Below are 15866 nucleotides of genomic sequence, written 5' to 3'. Positions count from 1 at the left end.
CTAGAGGGTCTTGAGCGCCGCTTCGAGAAAGGCAGCGAGGTCGCCCGTCACATAGTCGATGTGATCGGGCCCGTCATCCCCCAGCAGGTCCTGCAGGTTTGCCGGGCGCGCCTCGACCGGCTCATGGCTCCAGTCCTTTTCCGAATGCACCAGAACGGTCGTGAAGCCGATATCCTTGGCCGGGGCAAGATTGCGGGCGAGATCCTCGAAAAAGATCGCACCATGCGGGTCGACCCCGTGCATCGTATTGAACGCGGCATAGGAGGCCGGCCTGGGCTTTGGCGTATAGGCCGCGTCCTCGATGCCGAAACTGCCATTGAAGACATGCGCGAGGCCCATTTTCTCGGTGACACGCTCGGCATGCCCGCGGGAACCGTTGGTATAGACGAATTTCCGGCCCGGCAGCTTTTCCAGCGCGGACCGCAGGGCAGGGAGGTCGGGCAGGGGAGACAGGTCTATATCGTGGACGTAGCTCAGGAACTTTTGAGGGTCCAGTTTATGGACCTCCATCAGGCCCGACAGCGTTGTTCCATAGGCCGCATAGTATTGTTTCTGGACCTTGCGTGCCTCGTCCGGCGGCAGGTCGAGCAGGCGCGAGACGAAATCGGTCATCCGCGTGTCGATCTCGGCAAACAGGTCGCACTCGGCCGGATAGAGGGTGTTATCCAGGTCGAACACCCAGTCGCGGACGTGGCCGAAGCTACCGAACGGCGCCAGGTGGACGCCCGCATGCCTATCGTTCATTTGCGCCGGCCTTGGCAAAATCACGCTCGAAGAATTCGAAGACCAGCTTGCGGTCGACCGGTGGCGGCGTCGCGGCGAACAGGGCCGTGCGATAGGCCGAGGCCTCGCAATCATCGCGTCCGACAATCGCGAATTTCGAGTGACCGACACAGAACCCGTCCGACGCCTTGGCCAGGGTGCGCACCTTGTCGCCATCCTCCATCTCGCCATAGACGAAATAGTCGGTCCCGCTCAGCGCCCGGTCGATCACGCGCGAGCATCCGCCGGCCTCCAGCATCCACCAGCCGCGGCTTTCCCAGCCCTCCGTCCCGCGCCGCGCAATCGCGCTCCAGACCCGGTTCTTGGTACGATTGCACACGGTAAAGCCCATCGACCGGCCACGTTCCTTGGCGACCTGCTCGAGAAAATCGATCAGGTCGGATTCCGAGGTCGTCGACGGCAGGCCGTTCTGCTTGAGAAATTCCGCGATCGCCGCGCGCGTCTTGTGGCCGATATTGCCATCGATCACGCCGGATACGACGCCCGCCTCTTCCAGCAGGCGCTGGATGCCGGCCGCGCGGGCCTTGCCGGCATCAAAGTTCTCGATTTCGGTGAACGGTGTCGTCCAGCGGGTGCGCCGCGTGATCTCGACGGCGCGGAAGCCGCGCGCCTCAAGCCCCATGGCGGCACATTCGGGCGGGTTTTCGAGCGAGAAGCTGCCGGTCGGGTCAACACACAGCTCGGTTTCGCCGCCCCATTCGCGCACGCCGCCCCTGTGGGCCGTCGATGTGCGGGCATAGACGAAATGGAATTTCGGCTCGAGCGGCCCCGGCAGGGCCAGCTTGCAGGTTCCCGGCTGCAGCTTGGTCCAGCCTTCGACGGTGATCCCTGCGCCCTGCGGCCGCCCGATGGCGGCCTCGATGACATAACTGGTGCGGTTGCACAGCGACCAGCCGTCCGCATTGTCCTGCGCGTGGGCAGCGCTGCCAAACGCCATGAAGGCGCCGATCACGCCGAGAAACTTAAGAAACGAGCGTACCTGCGCCATGTTCTGTGAATAACTCCATGAGGAGGGCATGCGGCGCACGCCCATCCAGTATCACAGCCGCCCCAACGCCATGATTTACGGAATGCGCCGCAGTTTCAAGCTTGGGAATCATACCACCTGCAGCTGTGCCGTCGGCGATCATGCCGGGTATGGCGGCAACGGGGATCTCGCGGATCAGGTTCCTGGCCTTGTCGAGCACGCCTGCGACGTCGGTCAGCAGCAGCAGCCGGCTGGCGCCGAGCGCCGCCGCCAGCGCCCCGGCTGCCGTGTCCGCATTGATATTGTAGCGCGCGCCGTCGCGGCCGACACCGACCGGCGCGACAACCGGAATCAGCTGCGCATCGGCGCGCAGCATGGCGTCGAGCACGGTCGTGTCGATCGCGCTCGGCTCGCCGACAAAGCCGAGATCGAGCACCTGCTCGATATGGCTGTCAGGGTCTTTTGCGGTCCGGGTCGCCTTTTCGGCGCGGATCAGGTTGCCGTCCGAGCCTGACAGGCCAACCGCCTTGCCGCCGGCCTGGTTGATCGCCCGCACGATGGTTTTGTTGATCGGGCCCGACAGCACCATCTCGACGACTTCCATCGTCGCCTCATCGGTCACGCGCAGCCCGTCCTTGAATTCCGAGTGAATCCCCAGCCGGTCGAGCAGGCTGCCAATCTGCGGCCCACCGCCATGCACGATCACCGGATGGATGCCGAGCGCCTTCAGCAACACGACATCGCGTGCGAACCCTGCCGCGAGCGCCGGGTCGACCATGGCATGGCCGCCATATTTCACCACGATGGTCTGGCCGGCATAACGCTGGATATAGGGCAGCGCCTCGGACAGGGTCCGCGCGGTAAACCGGGCTTGGGTAACAGGGTCGGTCATCGGGGCGGTTCATCCATCGCAACAAGGTGTGATGGGCGAGCCTCTTAAGGCGCTTTGTGGCGGGGGGAAAGGGTTGCCGCCCGCAAGGCCCGTTCCCGCGTCCGAATGAATGGGGCGACAGGCGGCCCCCGGCGCACTAGAATATCGCGACAGGCGGCAGACCGGGGAGGTTTCATGAAACGCATACTGGCTGGAGCGGCAGCGCTCCTGGCACTTGTCCTTGTCGGCGCAGGAATATTCCTCTGGGACCCCCTGCCCGCCAATCCGCCCGCCGCCGCGCTCGCAGCGGCCGCCGCAAGCTATGATGCTGAAATCATCCGCGACGAGTTCGGCGTGCCCCACATCCACGGCGCCCGCGATGCCGATGCCAGCTTCGGCCTCGCCTATGCCCATGCCGAGGATGATTTCGAGACAATCCAGGAAACCGTCGCGGCCGGCCGGGGCGTCATCGCGCATTATCGCGGCAAGGCGGCGGCCCCTGTCGACTACATGGTCGCGCTGCTGGGCATCTGGGACACGATGGCAACCCGCTATGACAGCGACGTGCCGGACGACGTGAAGGCGATTGCCGAGGCCTATGCCGCCGGCCTCAACCTCTATGCCGCCGAACACCCCAAGGCGACCTGGCGCGGCCTGGCCCCGTTCACGGCCGAAGACGTGGTGGCCGGCTTCGTGTTCAAGACACCCTTCTTCTACGGCCTCGACGGCACGCTGATGAAACTGTTCAGCGACGATTACCAGCAATCCGTCACGCTCGACCCGACCGAGGGCCGCAAGGCCTTCCTGATCGGCCCGCCGACAATGGCCGAACGCGGCTCGAACGCCATCGCCGTGTCAGCCCGCCGGTCCGGCGACAATGTCACCCGCCTGGTCATCAACTCGCACCAGCCGCTGACCGGCCCGGTCGCCTGGTACGAAGCGCAGATCGCCTCCGACGAGGGCCTCGACATCACCGGCGGCATCTTCCCGGGCACGCCGGTCATCCTGCACGGCTTCAACCATGACCTCGGCTGGGCCAATACGGTCAGCGCGCAGGACCTGGTCGACACCTATGTCCTGACGGTCAACCCGGACAATCCGCACCAGTACAAGCTGGACGGCGAATGGGTCGATTTCGAGGAATCCACCGCGCTGCTGCATGTCAGGCTGCTCGGGCCCTTCGCACTGAAAGTGAAGCGCAAGGTGCTGCGCTCCGCCCACGGCCCGGTGATCGAGGCCAGGCACGGCACCTATGCCATCCGCTATGCCGGCATGGGCGAGATCCGCCAGCTGGAACAGTATTACCGCCTCAACAAATCCACCGACCTCGACAGCTTCATGGCGGCAATGTCTCTCAACGCCCTGCCCAGCATCAACTACATCTATGCCGACAAGGCCGCCAATGTCGCCTTCATCCACAATGCCCAATACCCCGCCCGCGACAATGCGTGGGACTGGTCGGGCGACATGCCGGGCGACCGGTCGGACCTGATCTGGCAGGGCTACCGGCCGTGGAGCGCCGTGCCGAAACTGGTCAATCCCGTCTCCGGCCTCGTCTTCAACTCCAACAATTCCCCCTTCAGCGCCACTGACGGGCCGGACAACCTGAAACCCGGCGCCTTCCCGCAATCGATGGGCCTGCAGACGAACCAATCCAACCGGTCGCTGCGCATGATCGAACTGACCGACGGCAAGACACCGATCAACGAGCCGGACCTTCTCGCCCTGAAGTTCGACACGTCCTACGCCGCGGATTCCGAGGCGGCGGCCCTGGTCGCCAGGGTTCTCGCCATTGACTGGAGCCGCGAGCCGGAAATGGAAGAGGCCGCGAAGCATCTCGCCGCCTGGGACATGAACATGGACGTGCACAGCCGCCATGCGGCGCTCGGCGGCCTCACCGTGCTGCGCGAGATCACCGAGAAGTACACCCACCAGCCCGCACCGAGCCCGGAAACCGCCTTCCGCGAGGCGGTCGAGTGGCTGATGGTCCACCATCGCCGCATCGACCCGGAATGGGGCGAGGTGAACCGCCTCGTGCGCGGCGACGTGAACCTGCCGATTGCCGGCGGCGCCGACACGCTGCGCGCTGTCTATCCGGAAGGCATCGGCGACGAGGGCGAATTGCACATGACCGCCGGCGACACCTGGATCGCCCTGGTCGAATGGGACAGGCAGGGCAACCAGACCGCCCGTGTCATCAGCCCCTATGGCAGCGCCACGCTGGACAAGACCTCACCCCACTATGCCGACCAGGCCCCGCTCTTCGTCGCCGAGGAATGGCGCACGGCCCACCTGACGCCCGAAGACGTGCTGGCCAATGCAACGCGAACATATCATCCGGGCAAGGATTGATATCAATTCCATCGCGCTGGGAGTGAAGAAATACAGCCACCACACAGCTTGAGGAGAAACGACCCTTGCGTCAAGAATTGAGAATTCACAACGTCGAGACGATCGCGAAGACTCTAAAAAGCCTCAGCTTTGTTGGTTATCTCTGCGCAAATCTGGGCTTCGCGCTGCTCTTTGTAATGATGGTCAACGCGTGGGACATGCGGGCCAGCACAGAAGGTGTGCAGCTCAATCTGCTGATCTGCTCGGTGGCTGCAATCGGGTACACTTTTACCTTTATCGCATGGAAGCGGAACACCATTGTCTGGCGCATTGCTGCGGGCGCAATCTTCGCACTGATGTTGGCTTTGATCTGGGCAATTGAGGTGTATTTTCAGGACGCTATCTATTCGTTTTATCCCAGCAGCATCTTATTCTTTTGTGCCGGCGCACTTATCCTGCTGGGGCATTCATGGTTGTCAGCAAAACGGATCGTCGTTCGAACGTCTTCAATCATATTGGTGCTCATTTCGATCTCATATATCATTCTTACCGTGGCTGAAGCTGCCCTCTGGGGGATGCCTGTAGAAGGCACGCCGCCAAGCATGATCGTGCTGACTCTCGTCTCCGCACCCATTGTCATTTACTATACATGGCGAATTCTGGCAGCATCACGGGCGGTCTGGTCGGACGCATTTGCCCGTCTGAGTGACACTTACGAAAGCAATCCGGAGGCAGCTCCACCTGTTGCCAATTTCGTGCCCCGATATGCCCGCAAGTCGCATCTGGTCTACCGTATCATCGGGGGTCTCTGTGGGGCTGTAGCGGTGTTTGCGATCGGATTCGGAATCTTTGTACTGTATATCACGCCGCTTTCCTATGAAGATCTTTATTATGCCTCCTTCGGCCCAAACGACGACGCCCTCAACTCGGGTGGTATCTATTCTGGCGTCACTTATTCGGTTGTCGCAATTCTGCTCCTCCCCCTAATGGTGCTAGCGACATTTCCACTCAGATACGTGGCGTACGCCATATTTCGCTTGGACATCGACAATATTCTGAAGTCGGATAACCGCGCACCCACAGTGTATTTGCGGATGTTTGGTGATGACAAACTTCGTATGAACGAGCGCTTCTTTTCGCTTTCGAAATTTATCACACAGTCATACCGAGTTCGTCGTTTGGACGAGTTGTTGTGCGAGTATGCCTGGTATGTCGGACCCGTCATGGCAGTCCAGAACCCTGCAGACCCCTCCCTCAACACAAGAGGCCCAGTGATGGAGAAGATGTCTCAGAACGGGTGGCAGGACAGGATCGAACAACTTCTGGACAAGGCCAATTTGGTCGTTCTGCAACTCAATCTGTCCGACGGAGTGGCATGGGAGTTTCAAAAGTGCCTGTCGCAACCTGTGCTTTCAAAAACGATCTTCGTATTTGGATTGCAGAAAGAAGATGTCCGTCTGAAGATTGTGGAAAGTTTCATATCGCACGCCGATATTGACGCGACGCGTATTGCAGACCCTGAAAAATTGATAGCTGCCCGATTCCTGGATAATGGCTGGGTTCTGGTCTTCTCGGGAAAACGAACGAAATACGACTTTCTAGCTGCCTTGCAGGCGCTTCTTAACCCCGCCCTGCTCAAGACCCGCTAACTTCATCCCGAAGTCCTTTTGCGGTTCAGGGGTCAAGTTTGCGTTCTTTGAGTGGGTGGTGCGCAGACGCCGCGAAAAGTTCACGACCTTTGCCGCCCGCTGGTCGCCCGGCAAAATGCCATCGCCAGCACAAGCATCGTGATCAAGCCGACAATGCCTGCGAGCCCGGCTTCGGGTCCGTATGCTCCACCTGACCATGCTTCAGGCCCCTTCAGATCGGCGACGATCAAGGAACCTTCAGGCGGGTTGCCGCTCATGGGGAAACCAAACATCTTGGTTTGCGCGAAGTTCCAAAGCGCATGCATCCCAATCGACAGGCCAAGCCTCCTCGTCATTAGTATGGGGATACACCAGACAATTCCGTTGAGCGTCAAAAGCATGAAGGCGAAGATGGAAAAGTGACTCGTTCCCGCGTGTACGGCCCCAAAGGCCAACGATGACAGCAGTGCGGCGCCCGCCATAGCCCCTTGGCGACCCAACACGTCTGAGAGACTCTCCAGCAAGTTCACGAGCAGAAACCCTCGAAATACGGTCTCCTCCCAGAAAGCAACCAGTAGGGTCTTTAAGAGAAACAGCCAGAACAGTGTATCAAAGGCCGCCCTGTTCACCGATATCGTACCGAAAAAACCGAGCCGGTCTGACACCACCCAGATAAGCCCAACGGCCATCACCCCCACAAGCCCGCCCGCAAACAGATCGCGGGCGATAACCCAATCAAATGAAAGTCCGTAGCGCTTGATTGACGACCGATCGATCCATGTCGCCCAGCCCGCCAAAAGGCCAACAAGAAGAAAGGAACCAAAGAAAAATTGAAGCAGACTGCTGCGCAAGAATAGTAACGGAAAGATCAATGCCGCCAGGCAAACAGGAAACAGAAGAAGGCGCCAGAAAAGATGCAACTGGCCCTCGCGATTTGAGAAAACCTGCACGCTGTCCCTCCCGTGCCCCTGCGCAGAGACGCTTCCGGCCGCTGAGCGGACCTGCGCAACTGCTGCTCCAGTTCTAGGGCTTCAGTTGGCTTTCCAGGGAGCACAGGAGCACAATTCGACGTCCGCTAAAGTTCGCGTTCTATCCCCAGTTCAATTTCAAGCGCAGTCTTCAAAGCCTCGGCGTTCTGACGATACTGACCTTCGCTTGAACTTAGATACCACGCTGAATAGCCCCTCAGATTGATTATGCAATTACGCAATCGCGCCAGGTCTTCTCTTGTTTCGCTGATCGGCACGCGCAACTCCCTATCCCAATATGCATCGACACACCGCGATTCGACTTCATCCGCGTTTTCATCCATCTGCAGGCCCGCTGTCGCCAAGGCAGGAAAATCGTAGCCATAGGTCATGCTGATTTTGCGCCGAAGCTCTGGGGGAAGGACGACCAGTTGTCCCTCTTTCTCCATGGTGTCGTAGACGGTATCCCGCACGAGAAGCGTTCTGGAATTATCGACGGCGAGGTTGAGGTTTTCGGCGACTTCCTCGTAGTTGGGATCAGGCTCCTTGAGCGTGTCGCTGACACGTTGCAAAGCGTCAATCCGCATGGTTTGCGCCTCAGTCACCAAATCCAGACGTTCGATATCCAGCGTAAGATCAGACAACAACATCCTGAGTGACGCCTCGGTGGATTTCTGGACAGCCTGTCGGTTCGCCCAGGCATCGATCTGAACCGCAATCAGAATACCAGCGACCACGATACAAAAATCCAGCGCCGCGGCGAACCAGTTCTGGTCTTTCACATGCTTCGTCACGCGGCTTAACAGCATATCCTTGTCCCCCATCAAAATGCCGACATACACTGAATGGAGAATGGCAGTCTAACAAGGCAAAACGTCCTGCTTCCCGACCCACCGGCTGCGTCCGGCGTGAGGGGCACACGCTCCACCTTATCCACCCCCATTCGCCCCCGGTATATACTGCCCCGCGATGCCAGCCTTCTCTCTCCTCACGCCGATGCCCGGCCTGCCCTGGTACCTGCTGCCGCTCTGGCCGCTGATCTTCTGGCGCATCCAGCGCCTGAAGAGATGGTTTCGCACAGCGGGCCATCCCGGGGCGCAAATGCTCTGGGGCGTGATGTGGAACGGGCGCGTCGTGCTCATCCGGCTGTCTGACGACATGTCCGTGCAACGTTCGGGCTGTTTCCGTGCACCCGTGTCGGATCGGCTGAGGCTTGCGCTTGCGGGTGCCGCCTCTCCGCGCCCCCGGTTCACGCCGGGGCGTCTCTCGGATGTGTCCGGGCGTGCCGCACGCAATGCCGGCCTGCGCAGGGGTGACGGATTCGCCATCCCCGACACCTGACCGAGCCGTTCGAACCAGAAAATGCAGCCCTACCCCCAAGCGCCCTCGCAGGCGCCGCTCGTGCAGGCCTAAAGCAGCGCGACGATCTCCGCGCGCAGTTCGGGAATGCCCCAGCCCTTTTCCGATGAGGTCACCTGCACCATCGGGTGGGCCGCACCGCGCTTCTTCAGCTTGGTCTCGATCCCGTCACGCAGGGCATCGACTTCGCCCTTGGCCAGCTTGTCGACCTTGGTCAGCAGGATCTGGTAGGTCACTGCCGAGCTGTCCAGCATGTCCATGACCTCTTCGTCCGTGTCCATCAGGCCGCGGCGGGCATCGACCAGCAGGAACACGCGGCGCAGGCTCGGCCGCCCGCGCAGGTAGGCCCGTGTCAGCTTCATCCAGGCGTCGGCCTGCGTGCGGCTGACCTTGGCATAGCCAAAGCCCGGCAGGTCGACGAGATACAGCTGGCCGGGGCCGACATCGAAATAGTTCAGCTCGCGCGTCCGGCCGGGCTCGGAAGAGCTCCGCGCCAGCTTGTTGCGCCCGGTCAGCGCATTGATCAGGCTGGACTTGCCGACATTCGACCGGCCGGCAAAGCAGACTTCCGTGCGATCGGCAGGCGGCAGGCCTTTCAGGTCAACAACGCCCATGACGAAGTCGACGGGCCCGGCAAACAGCACCCGGCCGGTTTCGATCTGGTCTTCACTCGGTACCGGGCGCACATCCATGACAGGTCAGTCCGCCGGTTTCTTGGCGCGCCCCAGCAGGCGCGAAATCGTCTTGCCGATCTCGGTGTCCACACCATTGCGGCGCATGATGAAATATTGCTGCGCGAAGGACAGCGTGTTGCTCCACACCCAGTACAGGACGAGGCCGGCAGCAAACCCGCCGAACACGAACATGAACACCAGCGGCAGCAACTGGATCACCCGGCGCTGCATCGGGTCCGGCGGCGGCGGGTTCAGCGTCTGCAGCGCGGCCATGGTGATGCCGTACAGCAGGGGCAGGATGCCGATACCGATCACGACGCCGATGACCGGCACGGATTTCACATCCGACGCCGCCCAGGGCAGCAGGCCGAACAGGTTGCCGATCGCCGTCGGGTCGGGCGCCGAAAGGTCCTTCAGGAACAGGAAGGGCGTGTGGCGCATTTCCAGCGTCACATAGAGTGTCTTGTAGAGCGCGTAGAAGATCGGGATGGTCACCACCAGCGGCAGGCAGCCGCCCAGCGGGTTGGCGCCTTCCTGCTTGTACAGCTTCATGATTTCCTGCTGCTTGCGCTGGGGATCGGCGGCGAACCGCTCGTTGATCTCCTTCATCGGCTCCTGCAGCTTCTTCATCTTGGCCATCGACTTGTAGCTCGTGTTGAACAGCGGCACGAGCGGCAGCTTGACCAGGACCGTGAAGGCCAGGATCGCCCAGCCGAACGAGCTGAGCACGCCGGCCAGCCATTCCAGGACGTAGAAGAACGGCTTGGTCAGGAAGAAGGCCCAGCCCCAGTCGATGGCGTCGACCATGCGCGGGATGCCGAGATCGTTCTGGTAGGTCTGCAGCACGTCAAAGCGCTTGGCCCCGGCAAAGATGCGGTTCTCGACCGTCAGCGACTGGCCCCGCTCCAGCATGTAGCTCTCGCCTTCCGTGCGCACTTCCAGCGGCCCGCCGGTGGCGATGCTCTTCTTGTTCACCACCGCAATGAAAGGGCGGTCCTGCTGGGGCACCAGCGCGCCCATCCAGTATTTGTCGGTCAGGCCCCACCAGCCGCCCTGATCGGACGGGAACGTGCCCTCGTCGGTCTCGCCGTCGATCTTCTTCAGTTCGAGCAGCGGCTTGTATTTCTTCAGGCGCAGCTTGTTCTCGACAACGCCCATCAGGCCCATATGGGCAAGCCCGCTGGCGGTCGCCGAGCCCGGATCGGTCGCTTCGAGGAAATCCTTGTAGGCGCCGTGGCGTTCGACCGAGCCGATCGCCCTGACATTGCGGGCCGTGTCGCCCGTATTGGTCAGCCTGTCCTCGAACGTGAACATGTAGTCCTCGTCGACCGTCACGGTGCGATCGATGGTCAGGCCCGGTGTCTCCAGTCGCAACGTGATCGGCGAGGAGGGCGTCAGTTCACCGCCGCCGACCTGGACCCAGGGCGAATTGCGCCCGGCGACCAGCGACTGGCCGTCGGCCCAGTAATAGGTGGCAAAATAGCCGAATTCGGACGCTTCGGGACGGAACAGGCGGACTTCCTGCTTCTTCTCGACGGTCAGGAAGTGCTTGCGCAGGCTGAGATCGTCAATGCGCGCACCGGCCAGTCGGATCGACCCGTCGACCGAGCCACCGTCAAACTTGACGCGGGCGGAGCTGGCAACGGCCTCCTCGACCGTTTTCGTGGCCGCAACCGCCGGCACGGCGGCCAGTTCGGTCGCCGTCATGCCGGGCTGGGCATCGGCCTTGATCACGGCCTGCTGGGCCTCAAAGCGCTTCTGGGCGGGCTCCATGAAGAATTTCTGGTAGCCGAATACGAAAGCGATCATCAACGCCATCGCGATGAGGAAATTTCGCTGGTCTTGTTTTTCCATCGAAAACGGGTCCCGGAGGTTTCTGGCCAGCCCTCGGAGCGAGGGGCAAGGTCAATGAGCGGCGAGGCTTATCAGCGCGCTTTCCATATCGTCAAGCAAACGCGACCACGCAATGTCAGCGGTTGCGTCCCGGGCGATGAAAACATAATCCGTTCCCGGCTGGCCGAGCCGGGGAAGGAGCAGGCGAGAGGCTTCCCTCAGGCGGCGCTTGGCGCGGTTGCGGACAACGGAATTGCCGACCCGCTTGGTCGCCGTGAAACCCGCGCCGACATGGCTGCCCGGCGCATCGCCGGTGCGTCGGCGCGCCTGCACGACAACGGATTTCCGGCGTTCGGCGGGGCCGTTGCGGACAAAAAGGAATTGAGGCCGCTTCGCCAGGCGAACGACCTCAATCGGACTGTCTGTATTTTGCTGCGGCATCTGCTGCTCCCGGCCTTTCCGGCAGGGGGAACCTGGTGTCTCGCCTAGGCGGACAGTTCCTTGCGGCCTTTTGCCCGGCGGCGTGCCAGAACCTTGCGGCCATTCTTGGTTGCCATGCGCAGGCGGAAGCCATGGGTGCGCTTGCGGCGCAGGTTGCTCGGCTGGAATGTACGTTTCATGGGCTTGCTCTGGGGCTGGTATGTCTCGGAAAGAGCGGCCAATACAGGCGACAGGCGCGAAGGTCAAGGCGGAGAGACACAGTCTGACCCGCCTTCGGGGCATATTTTTGCGGCGATCCGCGTGTCTGGCCTGCCTGTTCCTGCCGGAACGCACGCCGCCCGGCATCACGCCACTTTACAGGGTATCCGAGTCTGGCCCAGTCTGGGGGCTCTGGTGGCGGCAAAATCTGAAGGATGCTCATGCTTTCTCTACGCTCTGCTGTCTTGTCGTTTTGCCTCGTCGCATTCAGCCCCGCTGCCCTGAACCCGGCCAGCGCGCAGGTGATCGACTATGACCGGCTGGACCAGCGCCTGACACGGCTCGCGGCGGAAGACGAGATTGTCGGCCTGGCTGTCGCGGTGATCGAGAATGGCGAAATCCGCTTTGCCCGGGGTTACGGCGTCACAACCCATGGCGGCACCCCGGTCAGCGACACGACCGTGTTCCGCTGGGCGTCCCTGTCCAAGGGGGTCGCGGCCAGCGAGGTGACGAAACTCGCCGAGCAGGGAAAGCTGTCACTGGCCGATCCGGTCGCCAAGTTCGGCACATCCCTGCGCCTGCCCGGCGGGGCCGAGCGCATGGCAACCCTGGAAGACGTGCTGTCCCACCAGCTGAGCATTGTCTCGAATGCCTTCGACACACGCCTTGAAGACGGCAGGGACCCGGCCGAGATCCGGCGCAGCCTGGGCAATCTCAAGGCGATCTGCCCGGTCGGTGAATGCCATACCTATCAGAACGTCGCTTTCGATACGCTGTCCGAAGTGATCGAATCGGTCACCCACACGTCCTATGCGGACGCCGTGCGCAAGGCGCTGTTCGAGCCACTCGGCATGGTCTCCGCCAGTATCGGGCGGGTTGGCCTCCAGGCGTCGGAATCCTGGGCCGAGCCCCACGTCAAACGGGGCCGGACGGCCGGCCTGCCGGAAAGGAAGGTCGTCAATGACGACTATTACCGTGTTCCGGCCGCCGGTGGCGTCAATGGCTCGATCCGCGACCTTGCCCTCTATGCCCGGGCCCAGATGGGGCTCGAGCCGGATGTCTTGAGCGAATTCGCCCTCGCCCAGATGCAGACGCCGCGCGTCTACACACGCCGCGAGCAATCCGGCATCACCCGGCGCTACAAGGGGCACATGAAAGACGCCCGCTATGCCCTTGGCTGGCGCGTGTACAAATATGGCGAGACCGGCACCCGCGTGGTCGGCCATCGCGGCGCCGTCGAAGGCTACCGGTCGCTGATCCTGTTCGACCCGGAAAAGGATACCGGCGTCGTGGCGCTCTGGAATTCCAGTTCGCGCCTGCCGGTCGGCGTGGAATTTGAAGTCATGGACATGGCCTACAACCTGCCGCCGCAGGACTGGATGGAACTCGACACCGACAGGGCCGGCGGCGGAAAATAGCGCCGCAGCGCCGTCAGCCTGTATCGCCCTCGGGCACCATCGTCTCCAGCCACCACGTGTTGAACTGCCAGATCGCCTTTTCCAGTGGGGAAAGCCGGCCCTGCCGCGTCAGCGGCGCATTCAGCCCCTTCCAGACAGTATGGTTCGCACCGATGTCCTCGTCATGGATCGCCGCCACCATCCGGCTGATTTCGTCTGCGATCTGATCGAAGCCTTCAAAACCGGTATAGGCGCCCGGCACGCAGATATGGATCTTCAGCTTCATCTTTCCGGCCGCTTCCGGGAACACCTGGTACCAGGTCACCACGCTGCCCTGAACGCCGAGCAGGAAATGCGGGTACAGGACACTGGCAAACAGGTCCCGCACCTGCCAGTCCTCAAGGCCTTCGACGGGCGGCAGGCCCAGCGGCACCTCTTCATGCGCAGCGGGCATATGAAGGATGGACCAGGGGCCATCATTGTCCGGCACGCGGGAATCGCGCGCATGATAGGCAGGCTCAAACGTTTCCGGGTGAACCCCGATATGGTGGTAGGCCTCCATGAAATTCTCCACGAGAACCTTCCAGTTCCAGTCGCTGTCATATTCAAGCGTCCGCACGACGACCATGTCCTCCAGCCGGAACTTCTCGAAATAGGTCTCGAAGGTCCTGGCCTGCGGCGCGAAAGGCGCAGCGTCTGGATCGAAATTGGCCAAGATGAATCCCTGCCATATCTCGGTGCGGACCTGTGGCAGGCGGCAACCTGATTCCGAAAAGCCCTCGGCGCCCTCCATCAGGGGCGCCCGGACAAGCTGGCCGGCCGTGTCATAGCTCCAGGCGTGATACGGGCAGGTGAACAGCTTCCGGTTGCCATTGCCCTCCACCACCTGCGCCGCGCGGTGCAGGCAGGTGCGCGACATGACCCGGATTTCACCGTCCTGCCCGTGCACGATCATGACCGGCTGGCCGAACACGTCCATCGACAGGAAGTCACCCGGCTTTGCCACCTGATCGACGCGCGCCAGCGGAAGCCAGCGCCTGCGGAAGATCCGTTCGACTTCGAGGCCGAAGACATCTTCCCGAATGTATGCTGCCGGCGGCAGGGTCATGGCCTGCGCCAGGGGCCGCGCAGCCCGGTCGATCTCGGCGGTGCTGATGCCCGGCAATTCTCGTGTCATGTTGATCCTCCTGACCCAAAAAATGACACATGCGTCACCTTTTGTCGACCGAAGGCAACGGGCTCTCGGCGCCTCTCGACAAAAGTTGACGCATGTGTCACTTTTGATTTCAGGGAGACGCAGCATGGAAACAGTCATCAAGACCCTCTTTCACTTCGGGCCGCTCGTGTTCGCGTTCGGCTTTATCGCGCCCCTGACGGCCCAGATCATCGAGCGCGCCGGACTGGCGCTGCCATTCGGGCTGACCCCGCTGGTTGCGGGCCTGCTGCTCGGCGCTGTCTGGGGCGGCATCGCCCAGTACAGGGGGCGCTGGATATGAGTACCGCGGACGTGAAACAGCTGTCGGACGCCGAGCTGATGCGTCAGGAGCGCGAGATCGCGCGCCGGCATATCGGCAAGTTCCCGATCGTGTCGGTCACCTGGGCGTTCGCTAACCTCGCTGTCTGGCTGTCCCTCTGGCCGCTGGTATTGACCGGCACCCTGTCGGTCTGGATCGCCTTCCCGATCGCCTGTCTCAACGTGATGCTCTGCTACTTGCCCTCGCACGAGGCCCAGCACGATATCATCGCCCGGCCGGGCGACAGGCTGCGCTGGCTCAACGAGCTTGTCGGGCATGTTTCCACCATCCCCCTCGTGCTGCCCTACCGCGTCGCTCGCCTGACCCATCTGGAACACCACAAGCACACCAATGACCCGGACCTCGATCCCGACTATGGCACCCATGCCTCCGGCCCGCTGGCGGCGATCTGGAACAGCATCCAGTCACGCCAGCCCGGCACGGAATCCGGGCCGAATGCCTATGCCGCCGCCCTGCAACGCATCGGCCGCCCGGACGTCATGCTGGACGCCGTGTTCGCCACGCTGGCCTTTTACGTGATCCTGTTCGCGCTGGCCTGGAGCGGCTTCGCGATCGAAGCCGCGTTGCTCTGGTGGCTGCCGCGCCATATCGGCCAGACCTATATCGTCTACTATCTCAGCTGGGCGCCGCACCATCCGGGCAACCTGACCGGCCGCTACCGCAACACGCGGGGCTTCCGGGCGGTCCTCGGCAATATCGGCTCGATGGGCATGCAGTACCATATCGTGCACCACCTGCATCCGCGTATCCCACTGATCCGGACACCGAAGGCTTTCCACGAGATGCGCGCCGTTCTCGATGCCCGGGGTTGCCGGATCGAGAACCTCTAGCTCTCCGAGTGATCACGGGCCTTTGATCGCACCTCTTACAAGCGTGAGGCG

Annotated in this window: 16 protein-coding genes; 6 read left to right on the top strand and 10 right to left on the bottom strand. The window is 62.0% G+C overall.

The genetic code is table 11. From position 1 onward, the window contains the following. Genes HJO_RS08745 through argB form a run of 3 tightly spaced genes read right to left on the bottom strand, consistent with a single transcriptional unit; the run spans position 1 to position 2642 of the window. Positions 1-744 carry a pyrimidine 5'-nucleotidase gene (locus HJO_RS08745; RefSeq protein ID WP_051618438.1) on the bottom strand — a complete coding sequence of 248 codons (744 nt, stop codon included), beginning with the start codon at positions 742-744 and terminating at the stop codon, positions 1-3. Further along, a complete protein-coding gene (locus tag HJO_RS08740) occupies positions 734-1771 on the bottom strand; it encodes a DUF1036 domain-containing protein (protein ID WP_035616258.1) in 1038 nt (345 codons plus the stop codon). The genes HJO_RS08745 and HJO_RS08740 overlap by 11 nt, the downstream gene beginning before the upstream one ends. Continuing rightward, positions 1746-2642 (bottom strand): acetylglutamate kinase, encoded by an 897-nt coding sequence (argB, locus tag HJO_RS08735; RefSeq protein WP_035616256.1) that lies wholly within the window; start codon positions 2640-2642, stop codon positions 1746-1748. Before argB ends, HJO_RS08740 begins: the two co-directional genes overlap by 26 nt. Positions 2643-2816: 174 nt before the next feature. Here argB and HJO_RS08730 point away from each other — a divergent pair, with 174 nt between their 5' ends. Both HJO_RS08730 and HJO_RS08725 read left to right on the top strand, forming a co-directional pair. Continuing rightward, a complete protein-coding gene (locus HJO_RS08730) occupies positions 2817-4973 on the top strand; it encodes a penicillin acylase family protein (RefSeq protein WP_035616255.1) in 2157 nt (718 codons plus the stop codon). 65 nt (positions 4974-5038) lie between these two features. Beyond that, positions 5039-6601: a hypothetical protein gene (locus HJO_RS08725; protein WP_156945519.1), complete on the top strand. Its 1563-nt coding sequence runs from the start codon at positions 5039-5041 to the stop codon at positions 6599-6601. 80 nt (positions 6602-6681) lie between these two features. Here HJO_RS08725 and HJO_RS08720 read toward each other — a convergent pair whose 3' ends face one another. Together HJO_RS08720 and HJO_RS08715 are read right to left on the bottom strand one after the other, a co-directional pair. Then, positions 6682-7530, bottom strand: coding sequence for a CPBP family intramembrane glutamic endopeptidase (locus tag HJO_RS08720; protein WP_156945517.1), 849 nt, complete (start codon positions 7528-7530; stop codon positions 6682-6684). 125 nt (positions 7531-7655) lie between these two features. Continuing rightward, a complete protein-coding gene (locus tag HJO_RS08715; protein WP_156945515.1) occupies positions 7656-8357 on the bottom strand; it encodes a DUF6090 family protein in 702 nt (233 codons plus the stop codon). Between the two features lie 160 nt (positions 8358-8517). Here HJO_RS08715 and HJO_RS08710 point away from each other — a divergent pair, with 160 nt between their 5' ends. Then, a complete protein-coding gene (locus tag HJO_RS08710) occupies positions 8518-8889 on the top strand; it encodes a hypothetical protein (protein WP_035616250.1) in 372 nt (123 codons plus the stop codon). A 68-nt stretch (positions 8890-8957) separates the two neighbouring features. Here the strand turns inward: HJO_RS08710 and yihA are convergent, their stop codons facing one another. Genes yihA through rpmH form a run of 4 tightly spaced genes read right to left on the bottom strand, consistent with a single transcriptional unit; the run spans position 8958 to position 12034 of the window. Then, entirely contained in the window at positions 8958-9599 is a 642-nt protein-coding gene (gene yihA, locus HJO_RS08705; protein WP_035616249.1) for a ribosome biogenesis GTP-binding protein YihA/YsxC, read from the bottom strand. A gap of 6 nt (positions 9600-9605) precedes the next feature. Then, on the bottom strand, positions 9606-11435 hold the full coding sequence (gene yidC / locus HJO_RS08700; protein WP_035616248.1) for a membrane protein insertase YidC: 1830 nt from the start codon (positions 11433-11435) through the stop codon (positions 9606-9608). A gap of 51 nt (positions 11436-11486) precedes the next feature. Continuing rightward, entirely contained in the window at positions 11487-11855 is a 369-nt protein-coding gene (gene rnpA / locus HJO_RS08695) for a ribonuclease P protein component (RefSeq protein WP_035616247.1), read from the bottom strand. 44 nt (positions 11856-11899) lie between these two features. Continuing rightward, a complete protein-coding gene (rpmH, locus tag HJO_RS08690; protein WP_034738102.1) occupies positions 11900-12034 on the bottom strand; it encodes a 50S ribosomal protein L34 in 135 nt (44 codons plus the stop codon). Between the two features lie 240 nt (positions 12035-12274). Between rpmH and HJO_RS08685 the strand changes: the two genes are divergently transcribed. After that, positions 12275-13471, top strand: coding sequence for a serine hydrolase domain-containing protein (locus HJO_RS08685; protein ID WP_162173806.1), 1197 nt, complete (start codon positions 12275-12277; stop codon positions 13469-13471). A gap of 13 nt (positions 13472-13484) precedes the next feature. Here the strand turns inward: HJO_RS08685 and HJO_RS17700 are convergent, their stop codons facing one another. Beyond that, on the bottom strand, positions 13485-14627 hold the full coding sequence (locus tag HJO_RS17700; RefSeq protein WP_162173805.1) for an aromatic ring-hydroxylating oxygenase subunit alpha: 1143 nt from the start codon (positions 14625-14627) through the stop codon (positions 13485-13487). Between the two features lie 124 nt (positions 14628-14751). On the opposite strand from HJO_RS17700, the gene HJO_RS08675 reads away from it, so the two are divergent. Both HJO_RS08675 and HJO_RS08670 read left to right on the top strand, forming a co-directional pair. Then, positions 14752-14946, top strand: a complete 195-nt coding sequence (locus HJO_RS08675) for a hypothetical protein (RefSeq protein ID WP_035616246.1) — start codon at positions 14752-14754, stop codon at positions 14944-14946. Next, entirely contained in the window at positions 14943-15815 is an 873-nt protein-coding gene (locus tag HJO_RS08670) for a fatty acid desaturase (RefSeq protein WP_035616243.1), read from the top strand. The genes HJO_RS08675 and HJO_RS08670 overlap by 4 nt, the downstream gene beginning before the upstream one ends. Positions 15816-15866 lie beyond the last annotated feature (51 nt).

It is taken from the genome of Hyphomonas johnsonii MHS-2, assembly GCF_000685275.1.
In the GTDB taxonomy this organism is placed as follows: Bacteria; Pseudomonadota; Alphaproteobacteria; order Caulobacterales; family Hyphomonadaceae; genus Hyphomonas; species Hyphomonas johnsonii.
This window is presented reverse-complemented; position numbering and strand designations above follow the sequence as displayed.

Excerpts from the sequence above, each read along its gene's own strand:
- rpmH (WP_034738102.1), bottom strand. The coding sequence starts at position 12,034 with ATGAAACGTACATTCCAGCCGAGCAACCTGCGCCGCAAGCGCACCCAT.
- yihA (WP_035616249.1), bottom strand. The coding sequence starts at position 9,599 with ATGGATGTGCGCCCGGTACCGAGTGAAGACCAGATCGAAACCGGCCGG.
- HJO_RS08740 (WP_035616258.1), bottom strand. The coding sequence starts at position 1,771 with ATGGCGCAGGTACGCTCGTTTCTTAAGTTTCTCGGCGTGATCGGCGCC.
- HJO_RS08675 (WP_035616246.1), top strand. The coding sequence starts at position 14,752 with ATGGAAACAGTCATCAAGACCCTCTTTCACTTCGGGCCGCTCGTGTTC.
- yidC (WP_035616248.1), bottom strand. The coding sequence starts at position 11,435 with ATGGAAAAACAAGACCAGCGAAATTTCCTCATCGCGATGGCGTTGATG.
- HJO_RS08670 (WP_035616243.1), top strand. The coding sequence starts at position 14,943 with ATGAGTACCGCGGACGTGAAACAGCTGTCGGACGCCGAGCTGATGCGT.
- HJO_RS08715 (WP_156945515.1), bottom strand. The coding sequence starts at position 8,357 with ATGCTGTTAAGCCGCGTGACGAAGCATGTGAAAGACCAGAACTGGTTC.
- HJO_RS17700 (WP_162173805.1), bottom strand. The coding sequence starts at position 14,627 with ATGACACGAGAATTGCCGGGCATCAGCACCGCCGAGATCGACCGGGCT.
- HJO_RS08730 (WP_035616255.1), top strand. The coding sequence starts at position 2,817 with ATGAAACGCATACTGGCTGGAGCGGCAGCGCTCCTGGCACTTGTCCTT.
- rnpA (WP_035616247.1), bottom strand. The coding sequence starts at position 11,855 with ATGCCGCAGCAAAATACAGACAGTCCGATTGAGGTCGTTCGCCTGGCG.
- HJO_RS08685 (WP_162173806.1), top strand. The coding sequence starts at position 12,275 with ATGCTTTCTCTACGCTCTGCTGTCTTGTCGTTTTGCCTCGTCGCATTC.
- HJO_RS08710 (WP_035616250.1), top strand. The coding sequence starts at position 8,518 with ATGCCAGCCTTCTCTCTCCTCACGCCGATGCCCGGCCTGCCCTGGTAC.
- HJO_RS08745 (WP_051618438.1), bottom strand. The coding sequence starts at position 744 with ATGAACGATAGGCATGCGGGCGTCCACCTGGCGCCGTTCGGTAGCTTC.
- argB (WP_035616256.1), bottom strand. The coding sequence starts at position 2,642 with ATGACCGACCCTGTTACCCAAGCCCGGTTTACCGCGCGGACCCTGTCC.